This is a genomic window from Martinezella hainanensis (genome assembly GCF_900094555.1).
Taxonomy (GTDB): domain Bacteria; phylum Pseudomonadota; class Alphaproteobacteria; order Rhizobiales; family Rhizobiaceae; genus Rhizobium; species Rhizobium hainanense.
Window position 1 is genome coordinate 360,199 of the sequence record NZ_FMAC01000002.1, and the last position, 18,819, is coordinate 379,017.

At 59.0% G+C, this 18,819-nt stretch carries 20 protein-coding genes and 1 tRNA gene; 10 read left to right on the plus strand and 11 right to left on the minus strand.

The genetic code is table 11. The features are described 5' to 3' along the window. The first annotated feature begins 71 nt into the window (after nucleotides 1–71). From GA0061100_RS08145 to GA0061100_RS08160, 4 genes are all read left to right on the plus strand, one after another. Nucleotides 72–410, plus strand: a complete 339-nt coding sequence (locus GA0061100_RS08145) for an integration host factor subunit alpha (protein WP_069616254.1) — start codon at nucleotides 72–74, stop codon at nucleotides 408–410. Nucleotides 411–640: 230 nt separating this feature from the next. Then, nucleotides 641–1,186: a MerR family transcriptional regulator gene (locus GA0061100_RS08150; protein ID WP_075852234.1), complete on the plus strand. Its 546-nt coding sequence runs from the start codon at nucleotides 641–643 to the stop codon at nucleotides 1,184–1,186. Between the two features lie 358 nt (nucleotides 1,187–1,544). Then, a complete protein-coding gene (locus GA0061100_RS08155; protein ID WP_075852235.1) occupies nucleotides 1,545–2,648 on the plus strand; it encodes a porin in 1,104 nt (367 codons plus the stop codon). 335 nt (nucleotides 2,649–2,983) lie between these two features. After that, nucleotides 2,984–3,229: a hypothetical protein gene (locus GA0061100_RS08160; protein ID WP_244557786.1), complete on the plus strand. Its 246-nt coding sequence runs from the start codon at nucleotides 2,984–2,986 to the stop codon at nucleotides 3,227–3,229. Between the two features lie 77 nt (nucleotides 3,230–3,306). Here GA0061100_RS08160 and GA0061100_RS08165 read toward each other — a convergent pair whose 3' ends face one another. After that, the gene (locus GA0061100_RS08165) at nucleotides 3,307–3,567 is read right to left on the minus strand and encodes a hypothetical protein (protein WP_075852236.1); all 261 of its coding nucleotides are present in this window, start codon (nucleotides 3,565–3,567) and stop codon (nucleotides 3,307–3,309) included. Nucleotides 3,568–3,742: 175 nt separating this feature from the next. Here GA0061100_RS08165 and GA0061100_RS08170 point away from each other — a divergent pair, with 175 nt between their 5' ends. Together GA0061100_RS08170 and GA0061100_RS08175 are read left to right on the plus strand one after the other, a co-directional pair. Continuing rightward, entirely contained in the window at nucleotides 3,743–4,141 is a 399-nt protein-coding gene (locus GA0061100_RS08170; RefSeq protein WP_075852237.1) for a BA14K family protein, read from the plus strand. An 86-nt stretch (nucleotides 4,142–4,227) separates the two neighbouring features. Continuing rightward, nucleotides 4,228–4,304, plus strand: a tRNA-Pro gene (locus GA0061100_RS08175). 36 nt (nucleotides 4,305–4,340) lie between these two features. Here GA0061100_RS08175 and GA0061100_RS08180 read toward each other — a convergent pair. Both GA0061100_RS08180 and GA0061100_RS08185 read right to left on the minus strand, forming a co-directional pair. Further along, complete coding sequence (locus GA0061100_RS08180; RefSeq protein WP_075852238.1) at nucleotides 4,341–5,036, minus strand: thermonuclease family protein; 696 nt, start codon at nucleotides 5,034–5,036, stop codon at nucleotides 4,341–4,343. A gap of 93 nt (nucleotides 5,037–5,129) precedes the next feature. Beyond that, nucleotides 5,130–5,525, minus strand: a complete 396-nt coding sequence (locus GA0061100_RS08185) for a hypothetical protein (RefSeq protein WP_075852239.1) — start codon at nucleotides 5,523–5,525, stop codon at nucleotides 5,130–5,132. Nucleotides 5,526–5,762: 237 nt separating this feature from the next. Here GA0061100_RS08185 and GA0061100_RS08190 point away from each other — a divergent pair, with 237 nt between their 5' ends. Both GA0061100_RS08190 and GA0061100_RS08195 read left to right on the plus strand, forming a co-directional pair. Beyond that, nucleotides 5,763–5,975: a hypothetical protein gene (locus GA0061100_RS08190; protein ID WP_075852240.1), complete on the plus strand. Its 213-nt coding sequence runs from the start codon at nucleotides 5,763–5,765 to the stop codon at nucleotides 5,973–5,975. A 226-nt stretch (nucleotides 5,976–6,201) separates the two neighbouring features. After that, nucleotides 6,202–7,221, plus strand: coding sequence for an extracellular catalytic domain type 1 short-chain-length polyhydroxyalkanoate depolymerase (locus tag GA0061100_RS08195; protein WP_075852241.1), 1,020 nt, complete (start codon nucleotides 6,202–6,204; stop codon nucleotides 7,219–7,221). 108 nt (nucleotides 7,222–7,329) lie between these two features. Here the strand turns inward: GA0061100_RS08195 and GA0061100_RS08200 are convergent, their stop codons facing one another. From GA0061100_RS08200 to GA0061100_RS08225, 6 genes are all read right to left on the minus strand, one after another. Further along, the gene (locus tag GA0061100_RS08200) at nucleotides 7,330–7,620 is read right to left on the minus strand and encodes a helix-turn-helix domain-containing protein (RefSeq protein WP_075852242.1); all 291 of its coding nucleotides are present in this window, start codon (nucleotides 7,618–7,620) and stop codon (nucleotides 7,330–7,332) included. Between the two features lie 64 nt (nucleotides 7,621–7,684). After that, nucleotides 7,685–8,920 (minus strand): glycosyltransferase family 4 protein, encoded by a 1,236-nt coding sequence (locus tag GA0061100_RS08205; protein ID WP_075852243.1) that lies wholly within the window; start codon nucleotides 8,918–8,920, stop codon nucleotides 7,685–7,687. Further along, the gene (locus GA0061100_RS08210; RefSeq protein WP_075852244.1) at nucleotides 8,917–10,179 is read right to left on the minus strand and encodes an O-antigen ligase family protein; all 1,263 of its coding nucleotides are present in this window, start codon (nucleotides 10,177–10,179) and stop codon (nucleotides 8,917–8,919) included. The genes GA0061100_RS08205 and GA0061100_RS08210 overlap by 4 nt, the downstream gene beginning before the upstream one ends. Further along, on the minus strand, nucleotides 10,176–11,732 hold the full coding sequence (locus GA0061100_RS08215) for an undecaprenyl-phosphate glucose phosphotransferase (protein WP_075852245.1): 1,557 nt from the start codon (nucleotides 11,730–11,732) through the stop codon (nucleotides 10,176–10,178). Before GA0061100_RS08215 ends, GA0061100_RS08210 begins: the two co-directional genes overlap by 4 nt. Before the next feature lie 76 nt (nucleotides 11,733–11,808). Then, nucleotides 11,809–12,954 (minus strand): glycosyltransferase family 4 protein, encoded by a 1,146-nt coding sequence (locus GA0061100_RS08220; protein ID WP_075852246.1) that lies wholly within the window; start codon nucleotides 12,952–12,954, stop codon nucleotides 11,809–11,811. Nucleotides 12,955–12,966: 12 nt separating this feature from the next. Next, nucleotides 12,967–13,542 (minus strand): polysaccharide biosynthesis/export family protein, encoded by a 576-nt coding sequence (locus GA0061100_RS08225; RefSeq protein ID WP_069616269.1) that lies wholly within the window; start codon nucleotides 13,540–13,542, stop codon nucleotides 12,967–12,969. Nucleotides 13,543–13,733: 191 nt separating this feature from the next. Here GA0061100_RS08225 and GA0061100_RS08230 point away from each other — a divergent pair, with 191 nt between their 5' ends. Then, nucleotides 13,734–15,989, plus strand: coding sequence for a GumC family protein (locus GA0061100_RS08230; protein WP_075852247.1), 2,256 nt, complete (start codon nucleotides 13,734–13,736; stop codon nucleotides 15,987–15,989). Here GA0061100_RS08230 and GA0061100_RS08235 read toward each other — a convergent pair whose 3' ends face one another. Both GA0061100_RS08235 and GA0061100_RS08240 read right to left on the minus strand, forming a co-directional pair. Beyond that, nucleotides 15,990–17,249, minus strand: a complete 1,260-nt coding sequence (locus GA0061100_RS08235; protein WP_075852248.1) for a GNAT family N-acetyltransferase — start codon at nucleotides 17,247–17,249, stop codon at nucleotides 15,990–15,992. A gap of 135 nt (nucleotides 17,250–17,384) precedes the next feature. Further along, nucleotides 17,385–17,594 (minus strand): DUF2842 domain-containing protein, encoded by a 210-nt coding sequence (locus GA0061100_RS08240; RefSeq protein WP_075852249.1) that lies wholly within the window; start codon nucleotides 17,592–17,594, stop codon nucleotides 17,385–17,387. A 112-nt stretch (nucleotides 17,595–17,706) separates the two neighbouring features. Here GA0061100_RS08240 and GA0061100_RS08245 point away from each other — a divergent pair, with 112 nt between their 5' ends. Then, nucleotides 17,707–18,810 (plus strand): COX15/CtaA family protein, encoded by a 1,104-nt coding sequence (locus GA0061100_RS08245; protein WP_075852250.1) that lies wholly within the window; start codon nucleotides 17,707–17,709, stop codon nucleotides 18,808–18,810. The last annotated feature ends 9 nt before the right edge of the window (nucleotides 18,811–18,819 follow it).

An 18,819-nucleotide genomic window follows, 5' to 3' on the forward strand; every position in this document is an offset into this window, starting at 1 on the left:
GACCGCTCGGCGCAACGGCAATAGTCTCGCAAAACTTGAAGAAGATTACGCAGCAATATGGGCGGGGAGCTATGACGGGCAAGACAGTGACGCGCGCAGACCTGGCGGAGTCGGTATTCCGGAAAGTTGGTCTCTCCAGAACGGAGTCGGCAGAGCTCGTCGAGACTGTGATCGATGAAATTTGCAACGCCATCGTGCGTGGAGAAACGGTAAAGCTCTCCTCGTTTGCGACATTCCAGGTGCGTGACAAGAATGAGCGCATTGGCCGCAACCCGAAGACCGGCGAGGAAGTGCCGATCTCCCCGCGGCGTGTCATGACCTTCAAGGCGTCGAACGTCCTCAAGACCCGCATTCTGAAAGCGCATGCGAGCCGCAAGGCGAAGGCCAAGCCGGTAAATCCTGCCTCCTGATTCATCCTTGTGATTTCTGTTTTTGCTCGGCTGTACGCTTTGTCGTGCGGTCGGTTTGGGACGTCTTCCGTGCTGATTTGTCGCCAGCCTGTGCAGCGGCTGAAGATGTGACTTGAATTTCCGCCGCCAAACCGTTGAAATATGGTGAGTCGTATCATGGTGCGATACGAATGCCGATATCCGCTTTTGCGTGATCCGGCTAAACGGCGCCGCGGGCGCAGTGCGGGAGTATGATGATGGACAAGAGCCCGGATGCATTTCGCACGATCAGCGAAGTCGCGGAAGACCTTGATCTGCCGCAGCATGTCCTACGGTTCTGGGAGACCCGGTTTCCGCAGATAAAGCCGATGAAGCGGGGTGGTGGCAGGCGCTATTATCGCCCTGAAGATGTCGACCTGCTGAACGGTATCCGCCATCTGCTCTACGATCATGGCTATACGATCAAGGGTGTGCAGAAGCTCCTGAAGACCAACGGCAACAAGTTCGTCATTGCGGTCGGGCATGGCGATCTGGCCAGTGTGGAAGCGCTTGCCGCTGCGCAGGAGCCCGCGACCGTCGAGCCCCGTGTCGCCTCTGCCAATTCCGACGAAGATCAAATCGTCGGCCGCGCCAAAGCGCCGATCAGTCGCCGCTTCTTCAATTTCGTCAGCGGTGATGACGGTGTGCCTGATGTCTCAATCGGCAAATCGAGCGTCGGCAAGGAGGATCGGGCTTTGCTTCAGGAGACGCTTTACGATCTCCTGGAATGCAAGCGCCTCCTCGATCAGGTGCGATAAGGCAGCCCGTACGCATTGGGGCCGCACGCGTTGGGGATTGCGTGCTGACGCGCATTGTATTTCGCAATCCATACAACCTTGGAGCGGATTCTCCGGTCCGGAGTCTATATTGGGTATGTTTGGCCCGTTCGGTTGTCATTGCGACAGGTGCGTGACATTTTTGTCACGTCCGCCACCCTTCTGCGTTGTAAAAATTAGTTCGGCAGCCTTATTAACTTGCTGTGGCAAGGTCACGGGTTCAGTTTGACGGCGAAGCTTATTGCTTCGCCCTGTTTGAGGGGAACAGTCAGGCTATGGAGGGGCACGTTGTTGTCTGCCGGGAGACTCCATCTCTGACGTATAGTCGAATGGAGACACCATGAACATCAAGAGCCTTCTTCTTGGCTCCGCCGCTGCAATTGTTGCAGCGAGCGCCGCCCATGCCGCCGACGCTATTGTAGCCGCCGAACCCGAGCCGCTTGAATATGTCCGTATCTGCGATGGATACGGCACAGGCTATTTCTATATTCCCGGTACCGAAACCTGCCTGAAGATCGGTGGAAAGGTTCGCACGGAGGGCGAGTGGTATGACGCCTATAATCCGCGCAGCAAGGTTGGCACGCTCTGGCATGAGCGTGTGGAGCTTAATGTCGATACGGCGACCGACACTGAATATGGTCCGTTGAAGACCAACACCATCTTCCGCTGGGAGTGGAATGATGGGGGCGCAACCTCCGCCAAGTTGCTGTTCGCCAACATCAGCCTCGGCGGCTTCACAGTTGGCAAACTCGACTCTCAGTACAATCTTTACGTGGGCTATGCGGGTGATGTCGTCAACGACGACGTCATCTATGACGGTCCGTACGAATTGAACCAGCTGACCTACAAGTATGATACCGGCAACGGTTTTTCGGCTGTGATCTCGCTTGAAGATTCAAACTCCACTTCCGACGGCGAGGCTTCCTACGGTGCCAGCTGGTGGACGGACGACAAATCCAACCACTACGCTCCCGATGTCGTTGCCGGTCTTGGCTACACGACCGAGAACTGGGGCATCAAGGTCGTCGGCGGTTATGACTCCATCGTTGAGGAAGGTGCCATCAAGGCTCGTCTCGATGCCAAATTTGGCGGCGTGGAAGCCTTTCTGATGGGTGGCTGGAATACCGATGGCGACAAGCTGAACAAATATGCCGGCACCAACCAGGATATCTCAGCCTGCACGACCTCGAGCGGCACCAACGCGGCCAAGTGCGGCTGGGGTGACTGGGCGCTCTGGGGCGGTGTCGGCGTTCCGGTCAACGACAAGCTGAAGTGGAATCTGCAGCTTGCCTACACAGACTCGAAGATGTTCGAAGCGACCACAAACCTCAAGATCTATCCGGTCAAGGATTTCCTGGTCGAGCCGGAACTCACCTATGTGCATTACGACTACATCAAGGATGATACGGTCGCCGGCATCCTTCGTTTCGAACGGAACTTCTGATCGAAAATACGCCCGCAGTCTCGACGGGCTGCGGGCATACAAATCGGATATGAAGGCCCTGTCATTGAGCGGGGCCTTTTCATTTTGCGCTAACCTGCTATCCGCCTGTTAAGCACGATGCCATCCTTGCGTGCAGTTTTGCCACGGTTTGACGGATTTTCGCGCGGGGCTTGATAAGGTTGGCTTGCTAAAGCTTACCTTTGGCTGTATTTCGCTTTCCCGGGGTTGTATCCTAAATTGCCGGAGGGAATATGCGCATACGTGCCACAATGGCGGCGAGCCTTGTCGCTATATCAACCATTCTATCGAGCTGTCAGACGCCGCAGGAATCTGCGATGAACGCAGAAATGACCTGCCAGTCGCAAGGGTTCCGCCCGGGAACGCAGCGTTACAATCGCTGCGTCGGCGCGACTTATCAGTCCAATCGTGCCCAGGCGCAACAGGCGGAAAACCAGGCCGCTGCTCTGGCTGCGGCCGGTATTATCGGCGGCGTTCTCGTCGGCGCCGCTGTCAGCGATAATCATCATCATCGCGGCTATTACGGCCGTCCCTATTATCGCCGCTGCTATCGCTGCTGGTAAGCGTGGCTTCCATCTTGATTACATCATGCTCCGTCGGCTTGTGCTGGCGGAGTTTTGTTTTCAAGCGTAACGAGCAGTTAGTCTGGCGGGCTCATTTCCTGGCGGTTGACGAGTTTCAGGCTTCGGTCTGGCTGGACGATGTAGGTCTCCTCGACTTCCTGGCCCCATTGGTTTGTGAAGTGGTGCTGGAATTGCGATCCGGGAGGCGATTTCGTCAGTTTCATTTGCGGCTGGCCGCCATAGGTGATGCTGCCCGGGATGGGCTGTATCGATTCGGTCGTGTTACACGCAGAAAGCAGCGGTGCGCACAACAGGAGAGTCATTATATAGGGCTTCATTGCTTTGGCTTTCCGCCCACTTTCCGTCTTGCGAAATCCGTCGCACAATAAAGACGGAAGGGCATCTATGAGTGTGGCTCCAAATCTCTATATACAGATAATGACGGCGTGCTCGGCAGCAAGGTTGTTGTGCGGATTTACTTGATGGCGCCGCCGGATTTCGAAGGAGTCGCATATGTTTACGATTGCGAGATCGATAACTGCCGCAGGCTTTGGTCTTTTGCTGGCGGCCGGTGTCGCCATGCCGGCGAATGCCATCACGATGCCGACCTTGACCGTGCCTGCAACCGAACAGTCGGACATCATTCAGGTTCGCGATCACGGCCATTGGCATCACCACCATAATCGTTGGGGCAGCGGCCATCGGCTGCATGGCAATGATAGTTACTACGACGACGATTCGGACAGTGGCGTGCTCTTCAAATCTTTCGTGACCGGCACTCTGTTCAACAGACAGGGCTCGCAGAGTTATTACAGTGGCCATGCGCGTGATTGTGCAAGCCGCTACCGCTCGTACCGCGCCTCCGATAACACCTATCAGCCGAGCCACGGACCGAGACAGGTGTGCCGCTGAACGGCAACTTTTTCTGAGCAAGCCAACACTTTTCGCTTGCGTCGGGAAACGCTAAACTCTAAACGAAACAAGCCGTTTCGGCAGGTCGGGGCGTAGCGCAGCCCGGTAGCGCACTTGACTGGGGGTCAAGGGGTCGCTGGTTCGAGTCCAGTCGCCCCGACCATTTATCTCCTTGAACTCCCAATCGAATTTCTGAAAATCAGCTACACCAGGATGTCGCCTGGCCGGTCCAGCGGCGTGCCAGGCCTTCTGACACCATTTGGTCGCCGAGCGAGCGCCCCGCGCGCATGGCAATTCGCAGCTTGCCGCCATTCGGGTCGTCGCGACGGCTGCTGCCGGAAAGCACGAAGCTTCCATCGTTGAGAATGGCCTGCAAGCGCAGTTTCGCGGCCACGCCTCTCTGTCTCTCGCTCGGGCAGCGCGCGGTACCGGCATCCGGCACATCGATATCGGCCAACTGAATGCGGATGCCATCCTGCCAGAAGGTATTGCCATCGACGACGCAATTCGTGCCCGAGCCGGCGCCGCACAGCACGAAACGACCGCCGGACTGTGCCCGCAAGCTGGGTATGGGTCGTTCAACCGGTATCTTGTTGATCGGCATCGCCACGGGAATGGCCACGGGCGGCACCGGCAGGGTGGATGTCGTGCGCGGCTCCGAAGTGACCGCCGCCGTCTTTATCTGCGGTTTTGCCGCCGGCACTGGCGTCTCCCGGGCCATATGCGGCATGCCGGCGACTGCACCGGCATGAGCCAGCATTGACGGCATATCCTTGCGATGTTGATAGGCGTATATGCCGGCTACTGTCGCCAGGCCGACAACACCCCATAGCCACATCGAATTGCCCGCCTTGGACTGCGGCTTGCGCCGCGTGCGTCGTTTCGCTTTCGCCATGGTATCGTCCCTCAATTGCGAGGGGGATTATCGCCGCGATTTCTTACCGATCCGTTGGCTTTGGCGGAGATCATGAACTGCGATGGGGCAGGGCTACTTCGCCGCCGTTGTCGGCGGCTTCAGTTTCACCGACATCGTCACCTGTCCATTGATGGAAAGTCTCGTACCGCGATTGTCGAGATTGTTGACCGAGGTATTGCTGGACAGAGCACTGATCTCGCAGGCATCGGCGATCGTGTCGAGCAGGGTGGTGCAGCTGCTTGCGGCAATCTTGTAGAAGGATTTCAAGGCCTTCTCCTGCTGCTCCTCGCTGTCGCCGTCCGCCACGGGATAGGAGATTGATATTCCCGATTGCACAGAAATATATCCTTCGGGCGGCTGGCGAGGATTGCGCAGCGGGAGGTTAGAAAAATTCTGTGCGGCAGCCGGCAGGGCCAAGCCGGCAAGCGCCAGGCTAAGAGCAGTCCGGATCAGAAGTCTGGTCATCATTGTGCCTCCGTTTTTCCGCTTATCGCAGATGCGGATAAAGGCTTGGTGATGCACTAACTTAAAATTGTACCTTCGATCGAAATTTCCGTAAAATTTGCGAATCAGAAATGTATCACGCTGAAATGCTTCCTTGCCAACCCCGTATGCAAGGCGCATAGTCCAGCTCTGTCGTCGGGAATAAAACGGGTGCCGGCGAAGTACTGCGTGCTTCTGCCCGACGGACAATGAGACGCGCAAATGCTGGACACACCTATCCATCCACGAGACCTGCCGCTGTTTTCCGATGATCTGGATCGCCTTGAGAAGGTTCTGGACATCGTCTGCAAGGATCGTGGCATGAACCCTCGCAGCCTTGAGGCCGAACGTCTGGGCGCGCTGATTATTCAGCTTTATCGCCAGGGCGTGAAGGACGATGCGAAGCTGCTCGCGCTTGCACGGGCTTATTTCTGACGCATCTGCGTTTTTTTATGGCCGAAAATCTAATCGATTTAAGCTGATTTCACATAGCTGCAATGATGCTTTGTGCCTGTTCGAAGCGGACCGGCCTCCCTATATCTGCTGCGTTGCACAAAGAGATTCGATTTCTCGATGTCACTGATTCTGGAAAGGAACAGTGCGCGCCAGCCTGCAGCGGAAGAAAAACCGACCGCGGCTGACGTGGATAGAAAGGTCCATAATGAATTTTAAAGTTCCGAGCCGGCTTCGCCGCTTGCTTGTCGATTCCGTCGAGCTGCCGCAGCTCAAGTTTCCGATGACGCAGCCGCTGTCTCAGCCGTCGCGCCGTCGCGTTTCCACGCGTCCGTCGCCGCAGCGGCTGACGGAAGTTTTGTGGTTCGGCCGCAATCCCGGCAATCTGCGCATGCTCGAATATGTGCCGCCGGGCGTAAAGGGGCCTATGCCGCTCGTCGTCGTCCTGCATGGCTGTCATCAGAATGCCGAGGATTTCGATCGCGCCAGCGGCTGGACGGCGCTTGCCCGCCAGCATGGATTTGCCGTGCTTTATGCGGAGCAAAAGGCTTCGAACAACCCGAATCTCTGTTTCAACTGGTTTCGCCCGAGCCTGGTCACGCGCGACCGCGGTGAACTCGGCTCTATCAGAGAAATGATCGATTTCAGCCGCCGCCTGCATGCGATCGACGATAGCAGGATTTTTGTCATGGGCCTCTCGGCCGGTGGCGCTGTGGCAGCCGCATTGCTCGCAACCTATCCGGAAGTGTTTGCCGCAGGCGCCATCATCGGCGGCCTGCCTTTCGGCGCTGCCCGTGACGCGATGTCGGCGCTTGACGTCATGAAGCGCGGCTCAAGCCGCCCGGCTGAAAAATGGGGCGAGCTCGTTCGCGAAGTTTCCCCCGAAGCTGCTCGCTATCCGGTCGTCTCCATCTGGCATGGCGATGCCGATGATGTCGTGTCCTTTGCCAATGCGGAGGCATCCGTCGCGCAATGGCTGGCTGCCCGTGAGCGCCCGCGCACCAAGGGCCGGCTGCGTCTTTTCGAAGGCGGCGAGCGGCGCGAATGGCGCGACGACTATGGTCATATGATTCTGGAGCTGGTGACGCTGAACGATTTCGGGCACGGTCTGCCGGTTGGCCCCATTGTTGAAGGCTGGGAGCCGGCAAACAACACGGAACGCTACATCCTGCCAGCTGCCCTTTCGGCGCCTGAAGAGCTTGTCAAAAACTGGAATCTTGCGGCCTGAGATAGGCCGGCCAATGCTGCCTGGCGATTTTGCGATAGCGGCTTGTTAACGGCCCGACGGTCTGAAATGCAGGGAGCGGTCCTTGGAGATCGCGACCTGCTCTAGCCATCAATCGTCATTGGTGGCATTCAGGTTTTCCGGCCGAATGCCGTCATTTTCAGACCATTGTTTGAAGCGAATGCCGGGGCCGCCCACGCCGTCGCTGCCACCGGCGAGGAAAAGTACGCCGTGGTTTTCGAGGACGGAACGAACCGTCGCAAGTGCCCTCATGTCCGCTGAACCGTCACCTGTTTCCAGTGCTTCGATTGTCGAAACCGGGAGTTTGCTCTCGCTGGCGAGCGTTTCCACCGTCAGTCCGAGCATGGCGCGCGCGCCGCGCAATTGTGCTGAAGTAATCATAAGTTAAGTCTATCGCATCGGCTCGAAAAGCGGAACCGATTTCGAATGAAAATCGCGTGCAGATTTAAAGGGCAGCCGCGCTTTTCTCCCGATCCTCGACCGTATTGTCCATACCGGAATTCGCTGCCAATCCCAGTGGGGCTGGGGTGGGGTAGCCGAGCAGGTCGTGATAGATCTTCTCGGTCGCATCGGCCATGCCTGTGAGTGTGTAACCATCCTTGCGGCGGCGTGCTTCAGCGGTAAAACTTGCAAGCAGCGTTGGATCGGCAAGGCGCGTCATTGCGGTTGCCAATGCTTCTGGATGATCGCTGTTTGGCACGATGTAACCGTTCTTGCCGTGCTCTAGCACCGTGCGAGCGCCACCGACATCCGCGAGCAGCAGCGGCTTGCCCGCGGCCGCGGCCTCGAGCATCACGTAGGACATCGCCTCGTAGCGGCTTGGCATGACGACGACATCGAAGGCGTCGATGGCCGTCACACCCGGCACGCTGCCATCGATGCGGGCGCGATCTTGGAGCCCGGCCGCCTCGATCATCTCTCTTGTGGAGCCGGCCAGCTCGCCGATCCCGATCATCAGCAGATGGGCTTGCGGCAATTGAGCCGCTATCTGCGCAAAAGCCTCGACCAGACGCTCGGGTGCCTTCTGTCGCGTCATTCGGCCGACGAAGCCGAAGAGCAGGGCATCCTGAGGAATGCCGTATCGCCTGCGGATCGCTGCCCTCTGGCTGAGGGGAGGCGCGTTGACGCCGTTGACGACGACGCGCAAGCGTTTTTCCGGAATGCCGAGCGACAGGGCGTGATTATATTCGTCCTGTGAAACACAGACCAGACGATCCGTCAGCCAGGTCCCGAGAAGGCGCTCGATGCCGCCATAGATCAGGCGACCTTTCACACCCAGCGTCGGGTCCATGGTGCGGAAGGCATGCGGTGTGTAAAGAACCGGAACATGCTGTCCTGGCAGCCGCAAGCGCGTGAGCGCGCCGGCCTTGGAGCTATGGCCATGGATGAGATCAAACGGACCGTGAATGGCCGCAATCTTGCGGAGATGCCACCATGCCGTCAGGTCCCAGGGGCCGGGCGCGCGCCGCATGGCGAGCGGGATAACATTGTCCAGGCCGATATTTCCCAGCTCGGCGACGAAGGCAGGCTCAGCGCGTACCGGCGAATAGATGGCCGTCACGGAATGGCCGCGATGCTGCATGGCCCGGCACAGATCGAGGAAATGTCGCCCGGAGCCGCCGCCGCTCGGCTCGAGAACCTGCAGCAACGACAGGCGTTTGACGTTGGTGCGAATGTTCACGGCGCAGCTTCCTTTTTGTTTAAGTCACGCTGATATTTTTGCTCCAGGGCGCCGCAGCCCCAGACGATGCCGATCAGCATGTAGAAATGGCGCCAATGGTCGGTGTCGATGACATTGCCGATGCCGACATGGCCGAGAATGACGATCCAGGCGATCATCACGAAAGGTTGCCACGGCCGTTCCCGCAGCAGGTTGCGGAAGCCGATATAGATGGTCCAGCAGATCATGCTGACCCACGTTACGAAGCCGATCCAGCCATAGGTGGTCAGTGTCTTCAGCCAGGTATTGTGCTCGTCCTCGCGAAAGATCTGGCCGAAGACCAGCGGCCCTATGCCGAACGGCCGCTCCATGGACATCTGGAAGCCGATGCTGTGACGCTCGAAGCGGCCTAGATGCCCGCCATCGTAGCTTTGTACGAGCTGGAGGCGGGTCGAGAAGAGGTCGCTGACCTGCGGGAATTGCAGCGCGACGACGAGGAGGACGACCATGAGGATGATCGCCGCCAGGGACATCACCAGGATGCGCAGCCGAAACGTATTGCTGCGGTGCTTCAGCAACATGCAGAAGATCAGCATCGCCGAGGCGAAGGCAAACAAGGCCCAGGCCGCGCGCGAGAAGGACAGGAAGATGCCGAAGGCCAGTACGAACAGGCAGATGCCCTTGATCGGCGCCTTCTTCAGGTCGCCGATCAGAAGGCCGTGCATGAGGTAGAGGCTCGGCGCCACCAAATAGGGACCGAAGACGTTCGGGTCCTGGAATGCTCCCATGGCGCGGTCGTAGCGGGTGAAGATGTCGAAGCCCGGCACGGCATGGAAATAGCCAAGGATGCCGAGGCTGGCGGTAATCAGCGCCGCCACCACCCATGTGTTGAAAATCAGCTTCAGCCGTCTTTCATTGTCTTCGGTAATGGCAGCATAGAAGACGGAGCTCAGCGCCAGGAAGGTGGAAACGGCGATATAGATCGGGCCGGCGAGATGGTCGCTGGCGGCGAGGTCATGCATCTGCGTGATCGACAGCATGCCGCCAATGTTGAACAGCAGGAATAGTGCCAGCAGCGGCGCAACGCTACGCGAGATTTTCAGCCCGAGAATGAACCAGGTGCCGATCAGAAAGGCGAGCCACAGCTCATAAGGCGCCGGTTCCGCGATGACGAAACCCGACAGGAACACCCCGATGGCAACGCTCGCCGTGCCGATCAACCGCAATGCGGCAAGCTGCGGCTGAGCGACGCGGGGTGATGGCAGGTCGATCGCGCTCAATAGGCGTTTTCCGTATTGAGCAGGCGGAACGGTGTCAGGAACAGGATCTTCAGATCGAAGAGCAGCGACCAGTTCTCGATGTAGTAGAGATCGTAGGCCGTACGGAATTTGATCTTGTCGTCGCTGTCGATTTCGCCGCGCCAGCCGTTGATCTGCGCCCAGCCGGTCACGCCCGGCTTCACGCGATGGCGCGCGAAATAGCCTTCGACGACATCGGCATAAGTGCGGTTGTGGCTGGCGGCAAGCACGGCATGCGGTCGCGGGCCGACGAGCGAGAGGCTGCCGAGCAGCACGTTGAAGAGCTGCGGCAACTCGTCGATCGACGTCTTGCGGATGAAGCGTCCGACGGGGGTCACGCGCGGGTCGTTCTTGGTCACGGCATTGCGCGCCGACGGATCGCTCATATGCGTATACATCGAGCGGAACTTGAAGACGTTGATGATCTCGTTGTTGAAGCCATGGCGCTTCTGCATGAAGAAGACCGGCCCTCTCGAGGTTGCCTTCACGGCAATTGCCGCGCCGAGCATGATCGGCCAGAGCAAAGCAAGTGCGACCAGACTGAAGAAGATGTCGAAGATGCGCTTGGCAACGCCGTCCCAATCGCGGATCGGCTTGTTGAAGATATCGAGCATCGGCACGGCGCCGACATGCGAATAGGCGCGGGGGCGAAAGCGCAGCTTGTTGGCATGCGCCGCGAGACGAATGTCGACGGGCAGCACCCATAGCATCTTTAGCAGTTGCAGAATGCGATCTTCGGCGCTGATCGGCAGCGCGATGATCAGCATATCTATGCGCACGAGCCGGGCGAATTCGACCAGTTCCGATACCGTGCCGAGCTTCGGATAGCCGGCCACCATGATCGGAGAGCGCTTTTCGCCGCGATCGTCGAAGATGCCGCAGATGCGGATATCGTTGTCGGATTGATGCTCGAGCGCGCGGATGAGCTCCTTTGCCGGCTCACCGCCGCCGACGATGACGGCGCGTCTTTCCATGACGCCGTTGCGTGCCCAGTGGCGGATGCCATAGGCGAAAAGCAGGCGGGCGATGAGGAGAAAACCCGCGCCTGCCGCGAGCCAAAGGCCGAGAAGCGAGAGGGAGTAGATATTGTTGATGTCGAAGGGGAGGAGGGCGATGACCATGACCGCGAAGGCGGCCGCCCAAGACCCGAGAATCCGGTGCAGGAAATGATGCGGCGAGCGCAGGACCGGTATCTGATAGGCATCCGCAATCTGCAGGAAGACGATGGCAAGACCGCAAAGGGCGATCGTCACCACGGCCTTTGACAGGAAGGGATGGTTGTCCGACGTCCCGAAGAGGAGGATCGCAAGCCCGAATGCAAGCAACGACAGAAATTCGAACAGCCGGTATTGCCCGACGATGATTGCCGGAGACTGGTTGGTTTCGCGAAGCTGTTCGGCGATCTGCCGCGCATAGGCATTCATGCCGTCTGGGCGGTCGCTGTTAGTCTCGCTCTCACCGCGGGTGCGGATTTCCGAAACCTGCTTGCGAAGATTGTCCAAGTTGAATTGCTCGGACTTTTCCGAAGTGTTCATGGCAGCTTATCCGGTCGTTACCCGACAAGGCCTATCAGATATCAGCTAAGAAACACTTACAACGCTTGCCTGTATTCTAACCGTCGCTGTCCAGGCCAAGTATATTTTGATACAGGTGCAAAGTATCCCGAGCCATAGCCGAGGCGGAAAAATTCGATCGTATCGTCCCGATATCGGGCATGTTGCGAGCGCCCCATTGCGGCTCGGTGATCGCTTCGGCCATGATGCGCGAGAGGTCATCGGCATCTTCCGGCTTGGCGAGTGCGGGGCTGTTTTCGCCAAGTGCTTCCGCAACGCCGCCGACGCGCGAGGCGATGACGGTCTTTCCGGCGGCAAGCGCTTCCAGAACAATATAGGGCATGGCTTCTGCGCGCGAGGGAACGACGATATTCTGCGATACCGTGAAGGCCTCTTGTACGCGCATCGCCGGCAGCATGCCGATACGGTGACCGAGACCCCGTTCGACCATCATCCGGTGATATTTGTCTCTGTCTGGCCCATCGCCGATCATCAGTGCCGAAAGCGGCCTGCCGATCCGCCGCTCCGTTTTCGCAAAGGCGTCTACAAACAGATCGGGACCTTTGAGGTCCCGCAGCATGCCGATGTAGACGAAATGCACGGAGTCCGATCGTGTCGGTATGGTGCGAAAATCTCTTTCGCTGATGCCGTTATAGATCATCACCGAGCGGGTGCGCGGCTTGCCGATCTTTCTTTCATAGGTGCGGCGTTCGAAATCGCAGATGAAGATCAGCCCGTCGGTCAAAAATTCCAGCATCCGTTCCAGGCTATGCACCAGTATGCCCTGGAACGAGCGACGTGAGAAATGCAGGCTTCCGCCATGCGCTGTGTAGAGGCGGGCTACGCGATACCTGTTGACCCGCAGGATCGAGCCGAGAACGCGCGCAAGCAGGCCGCCTTTGGCGCCATGCCCGTGCAGCACATCCGGCCGCAAGCTCCTGATTTCCTTGTAGCTGCTCCAGAGCGTAGCAGCATCCGACAGAGTAATTTGCCGGCGGATCGGCAGGCGGACGACGCCGAGAGCCAGGAACGGCGCGATATCGTCGAACAGACGATCCTCATGCTCGCCGCCCGTCAGACTGTCGCAAAGGATGCCGACCTCGTGGCCCGCTTTGCTCTGCTCCTCCGCCAGATCCCGGACATGGCGAAAGACGCCGCCGACCGGCGATCTGAAGCAATGAAGGATTCGAAGCGGTCTGACCATGAGCGGGCGCGGTTAGAATAACCGCTCTCTGACATAGATGGTGTCACCTGCCAGCACCGGATCGGAGATGCCGACCCGGCCCGTCATGACATGACCGTTGATCTTGCGCGTGACATCCGCATTGGATTGATTGGCTCGGCTGGTGAAGCCGCCCGCAACCGCGATGGCGTTCTGGATGGTCATGCCCGGTACATAGGAATATTGGCCCGGCTGGCCGACTTCGCCCATAATATAGACCGAGCGATAGCGGTCGATGTCGATGGTGACGTCTGGATCGCGAATATATCCCTGGCGAAGCTTCTGTGCGATCTGGCCGGAAAGCTGCTGCAGGGTCCGGCCGCGGGCAGCGACCTGACCGATCAGCGGGAAGGCAATATAGCCGGCCTGATCGACAGTATAGGTGTTGGTGAGGCCGGCTTGGTCGAACACTGTGACGCGCAACCGGTCGCCGCTATCAAGCGTATAGGGCTGGATCGTGGCCTCGTTGAAGGCCTTGGGCGCCGGTTGATAGGTGTTGCAGCCGGTGAGCGCGGCGCTCACGGCAGCCATGCCGAGTGCAAGGACAATCTTTGACTTTGCGAAGGGCATTTCGCGCTCATTAGAAAGGGAAGACACTGCCGTCGTTATCGATCCGTTAGGGTTAACGGTCGGTAAAGAGCAAAACAAATTCCAGGAAAAAATTAGCGATGCCAAAAATAATGCTGGCGAAATACTATTAACGCTTGGGTTACCATAGTCGTTTACGATTAATTTCGGCTTTCTATTACGGAGTTTTGCATATGTCCGGTGTCAACAGCACCCAGCAGGATGTGGACATCGATCTCGCTCAGCTCTTTCGCGCGGTGTGGCAGCGGCGGGTGCGCGTCATTGCCATCACGCTCGCGGGCGCCTGCGCGGCGTTCGCCATTGCCAAGGTGATGTCACCGGAATATCGCAGCGAGGCCCGCATCCTCATCGAGCAGCGCGCGCCGGCTTTTGCGACGACGACATCGGGCAACGATGCCGGCGCCGGCCCTCTGCTGGACGAACTGAATATTGCCAGCCAGGTGCAGATCCTGCAGTCGGCGGATCTGGTCAAGCAGGTCATTACAAATCTCAAGCTCTACGATCGCCCCGAGTTTGCCGCCGGCAGCAACGGCTCCGCGCTCTCGGATATTCTGATCAAGATGCATCTGAAGCGGGCGGCGGCAGACAAGGCCCCGGAAGAGCGAATGCTCGATGCCTTCAACAGCCGCCTGCAGGTCTATCAGATCAACAGTTCGCGCGTGATCGGCATCAGCTTCACGTCCCGCAATCCGGATCTTGCCGCCAGCGTGCCGAATGCCATGGCGCAAGTCTATCTATCCATGCAGAGCGGCGCCAAGCTTGATTCCAACAGTGAGGCAACGCGCTGGCTGGAACCGGAGATCGCCAAGCTGCGCGATAAGGTCAGCGAGGCTGAAAAGAAGGTCGCCGATTATCGTTCGGCCAACGGGCTTCTCCAGACCAGCCAGAACAATAATTTCGCCACGCAGCAGCTCGCGGATATTTCGACGCAGCTGGCGCAGGTCCGCGGCGACAAGGCAAATGCCGAGGCGCGGGCGCAGGCGGTGCGCAGCGCACTGTCCAGCGGTCGTTCCACCGACACGCTTGCCGACGTCGCAGGGTCGCAGACCATTCAGCGGCTGAAGGCGACCCAGTCGAATCTCGAGTCGCAGATCTCGGATTTGTCCACAACACTGATGGATGGGCATCCGCGGCTGAAGAGCCTGCGGGCGCAGCTTTCCGATATCCGTCAGCAGATTGATCGCGAGACCCAGAGGATTTTGGCGAGCATCGAGAATGAGGCGAAGGTGGCGCAGTTGCGTGAACAGCAGCTCCTGGCCCAATCGAATACGCTGAAGGCCGACAGCGCCCGGGCAGGGGAGGACGAAGTCGGCCTCAACGCGCTGGAGCGCGAAGCTGCGGCCGAGCGGCAATTGCTCGAGACCTATCTCGCTCGTTATCGCGAGGCAGCCTCTCGCGTCGACAAGAACTCCAGCCCCGCCGACGCGCGCATCGTTTCCACGGCCGTCGAGCCGGTCGATCCATCTTTCCCGAAGGTCGGTCCGATCGTTGTCGTCGCTACTCTTGCTACGTTCATTCTCACGGCCATCGTCATCATGCTCGCGGAGCTGTTCAGCGGCCGCGCATTGCGGCCTGTCGGGCCTGCCCGCAAGGAAGATGCCGCCGTGCAGGAGACGGCGAAACGTTCTCAACCCGCTGACGAGCCTGTTCCGGTTCGTGCAGTCGCGAGAGCCAGCAGTGTCGAGGTGCCTGCAAGCATGCTTTCGGTTCCAGCAGAGGAAATTCCGGTTCAGGTTACTGACGCCGCAATAGCTCCGGATACTGCAAACACTTCGGGTACCGTGATCGCTCCGGTCCATGAATCCGGCCAGACCGCTCACGCGGCGGAGGAAGAGGAGGATTTCTCCATCCAATCCGTCGCCGATTATCTGATAGAAAGCGGCTCGCGGCTTGCGATCGCCATATCTCCGACTGGTGACAGTGGTTCGACGGCGACCGTCATGCTGGCGCGGACCATCGCCGATGCGGGAAGCCGTGTCGTGCTGGTCGATATGACCGGTACTGGATGTCCCTCAAGGCTGATGGCCGAACATGACGAACTTCCCGGCGTAACCGACCTGCTGTGCGGCGAAGCGGCATTTGGCGACACGATCCATCCGGATCGTCTGTCGGACGCCCATCTCGTGCCGCAGGGCATGAGCGACCTTGCCCGTGCTATGCGCGGCGCCGACCGTCTGTCGCTGATCCTCGATGCACTGGGTTCGGCCTACGACATCGTTCTGGTGGAGTGCGGCGCGGCCGAAGTCTCAGGCGTCGCCCGGCTGACGCGCAGCAAGGAGACGGAAATCATCCTCTCCATGCCTGAGCCCGATGAAAGCCAGTTCATCTCAGCCATGACGGAATTCCAGAAGGCCGGCTATGAGCACATCATTCTGATGTCCGGCTGGCGTGAGGAGCATGATCCGGATACGCGCCGCGACGCAGCCTGATCAATCGGCGTCACCGCCGCCATCATCTGATGTGGCGCCGGCTCCGTGTCGCGCCCGCAGCCGCTGGACGAAGGAATAGAGCTTGCGATTGGACTTGATCGCGACCTTCGTACGCGTGATGCTCTGTTGCGTCACAGCCGCAAGACGTCCCATGCCCGAGACGGGCAGGAAGAGATCATACTGCACCGTTTCCATCGGGCACCAGGAACGCTTGTAAATCTGGTCGCCGATGCCGAAATCGAAGAGCGCGACGCTTTCACGATGCAGCCGCTCGATCATCAGCCAGAACAGCAATTCGCCGGGGCTCGCCTCCGCAACCAGGGCTTCGTCGATAGAGGCAAACTGGCAGATGACGTGATCTCCCTTGCGGGACAGGGCGGCGATTGCCGGAATATGGCCCTCGTGCTCGCCTTTCAGGCGCAGCGCATGCATTTGCAGCGTCGCATTGGGGACGTCACCCTCCTGCCGGCGCAACATCGCATGCAGCGCGGCTTTGATCCGGACATCATTGAAGGCATCGGGCAGGCCAGCATCCTTGAAGCGGGCCGCCTTCTGCCGGAAGAACAGATCGAGAAGCGCGTCTTGCTGATCAGGATCGGCAATCACATATTCGTAGCCGCCCCTGGCATCGAGAAGCCTGCTCTGATGCTTGAACTTCTTGCGCCGGCGTTTGGCATTCACCTGCTTCAGACTTGCTTCGAAACTGCCGAGGAAGGGCATCTGAAAGGCATGGTTCTGGTTTTCGATCGACGTCAGCGAGGCGAGCGGGCTTTTGCGGCCGCGCCATTCGAGCGGGACGTTGCGCAGGATGGCGACGTCTACCTTGCTGCGCAGAGCCGCCGATATGGTATCCAATTGAACGGGCGTCAGTTCCCCGTTCGCCAGGAACCGGGCAGAAAACAGGCCGGTATTGATATTGTTGTGGTGGCCTCCGATGAACTCGGCTCGTCTTGTTCCGCGACTGCGGATGATCTCGAGCGGCAGGATGAAGGCGACGTGATCTCCGATGGAGCCCCGGATGATGGCGAGAGGACGTTCGAAGTTCTCTACCCAGGCTGCGCACCAGTCATAGCTCTGGTGTAGCGAGTTGAGATCGTCCCGTTCCAGCGCGCGCCATTCGAGTTCGAGCGGTGCCATACTGTCGAAGATATCGACCCGCAACGGATCGGTGGCCACAGGCCGCGTCTCGATGGGCGCAATATGCCCATCCGCTGCCTCAGCGGCGGCCATGCCGGTGATATCTCGCGTCTGGGTGTGCATCCGATCTTCTCCGCTTCGGCGGCATTCGAACGCAGTCTGGCGGGCAACGGCTTATTTTTGACTTAAGATGGGACAGTCGCGCTGCGTAAGGCGCTGATCAGGGTTAGCCTTGTGTAAATCGGGCTGGGGCGGACATCATTGCGGGCGTGGCCCAGCCATCCACTTGATGATGCCCATCGCCGGCAGCACCCATATGATGCCGCTGACAAGGAAATAGAGGAAATGCACCCAGCCGGGTTGATCTGCAAGCGTTCGCACTGCAACGATCATGGCGACGATCGCATAGATTGCAACCAACAGCACGAGCAGGATCATGCCAATGAATTTGCGCAGGCGAAGGGGCACGGGGTTTTCTCCTCATTATGACAGCATGCCGCGACGGCATGCCGCAAACTCCCGGGACTTGTTTTGCACGCCCCTATCGGGCAAATCAACAGCCTGATCGAAGGGAGAAGCCATGGCTGCCACTAATTTTACGACCGAACAGGCTATTTTGAAGGAAGTGGCTCGTCAGGACCGCAATCGTCGCGCCATCCGCATCTGGCTCGCCTGCGTGCTTTTGGTTCTCTTCGGTCTCGTGCTGGTGGGCGGCGCGACGCGGCTCACCAATTCCGGGCTGTCGATCACGCAGTGGCAGCCGATCCACGGCGTCATCCCGCCGCTGAATGCGCAGGAGTGGCAGGAGGAATTCGATCTCTACAAGCGCATCCCTCAGTTTCAGATCCTGAACAAGGATATGACGGTCGCGGAGTTCAAAGGCATATTCTGGTGGGAGTGGGCGCATCGCCTGCTGGCGCGCACCATCGGCCTCATCTTCGGCCTGCCGCTGCTGTTCTTCGTCCTGACCGGCCGCGTCGAGCGCAAACTCTGGCTGCCGCTCGCCGGCATTTTCGTGCTTGGCGGTCTTCAGGGGGCGATCGGCTGGTGGATGGTCTCCTCGGGCCTGGAGGCGCGCACCGACGTCAGCCAGTACCGCCTCGCTACCCATCTCGTGACCGCCTGTCTGATCTTTGCCGCCTGCATGTGGTTCATGCGTGCCCTGTCGCCGCATTCGAACGAACCCGCGCCGACGCGCTATTCGGCGAAACTCGCCGGTTTGATCGTCTTCATGGCGCTGTTCCAGATCTATCTCGGCGCCCTCGTTGCCGGTCTCGATGCTGGCCTCAGCTACAATACCTGGCCGCTCATGGATGGCGCCGTCCTGCCGAGTGATCTTTTCATACAGTCGCCAGCCTGGATCAATTTCTTCGAGAATCCGAAGACGGTTCAGTTCGTTCACCGTCTCGGCGCCTATGCGCTCTTTATCGTCGTCGCGATCAACATGATTGTCTCGCTACGTGCGGCGGCGCAGACGACCCATGCGCGGCGTTCCGTTGTTCTCTTCGTGCTCGTGCTGATCCAGGCGATCCTTGGCATTTCGACATTGCTGCTGCATGTGCCGCTGGATCTGGCTTTGGCGCATCAGGCGGGCGCTCTGATCGTCTTCGGCTTCGCAATTGCCAATTGGCGTGGCTTCTATGGCGAACTGCCGCGCCAGACATCGATCATCGTGAAGGATTGAGGCGCTTTG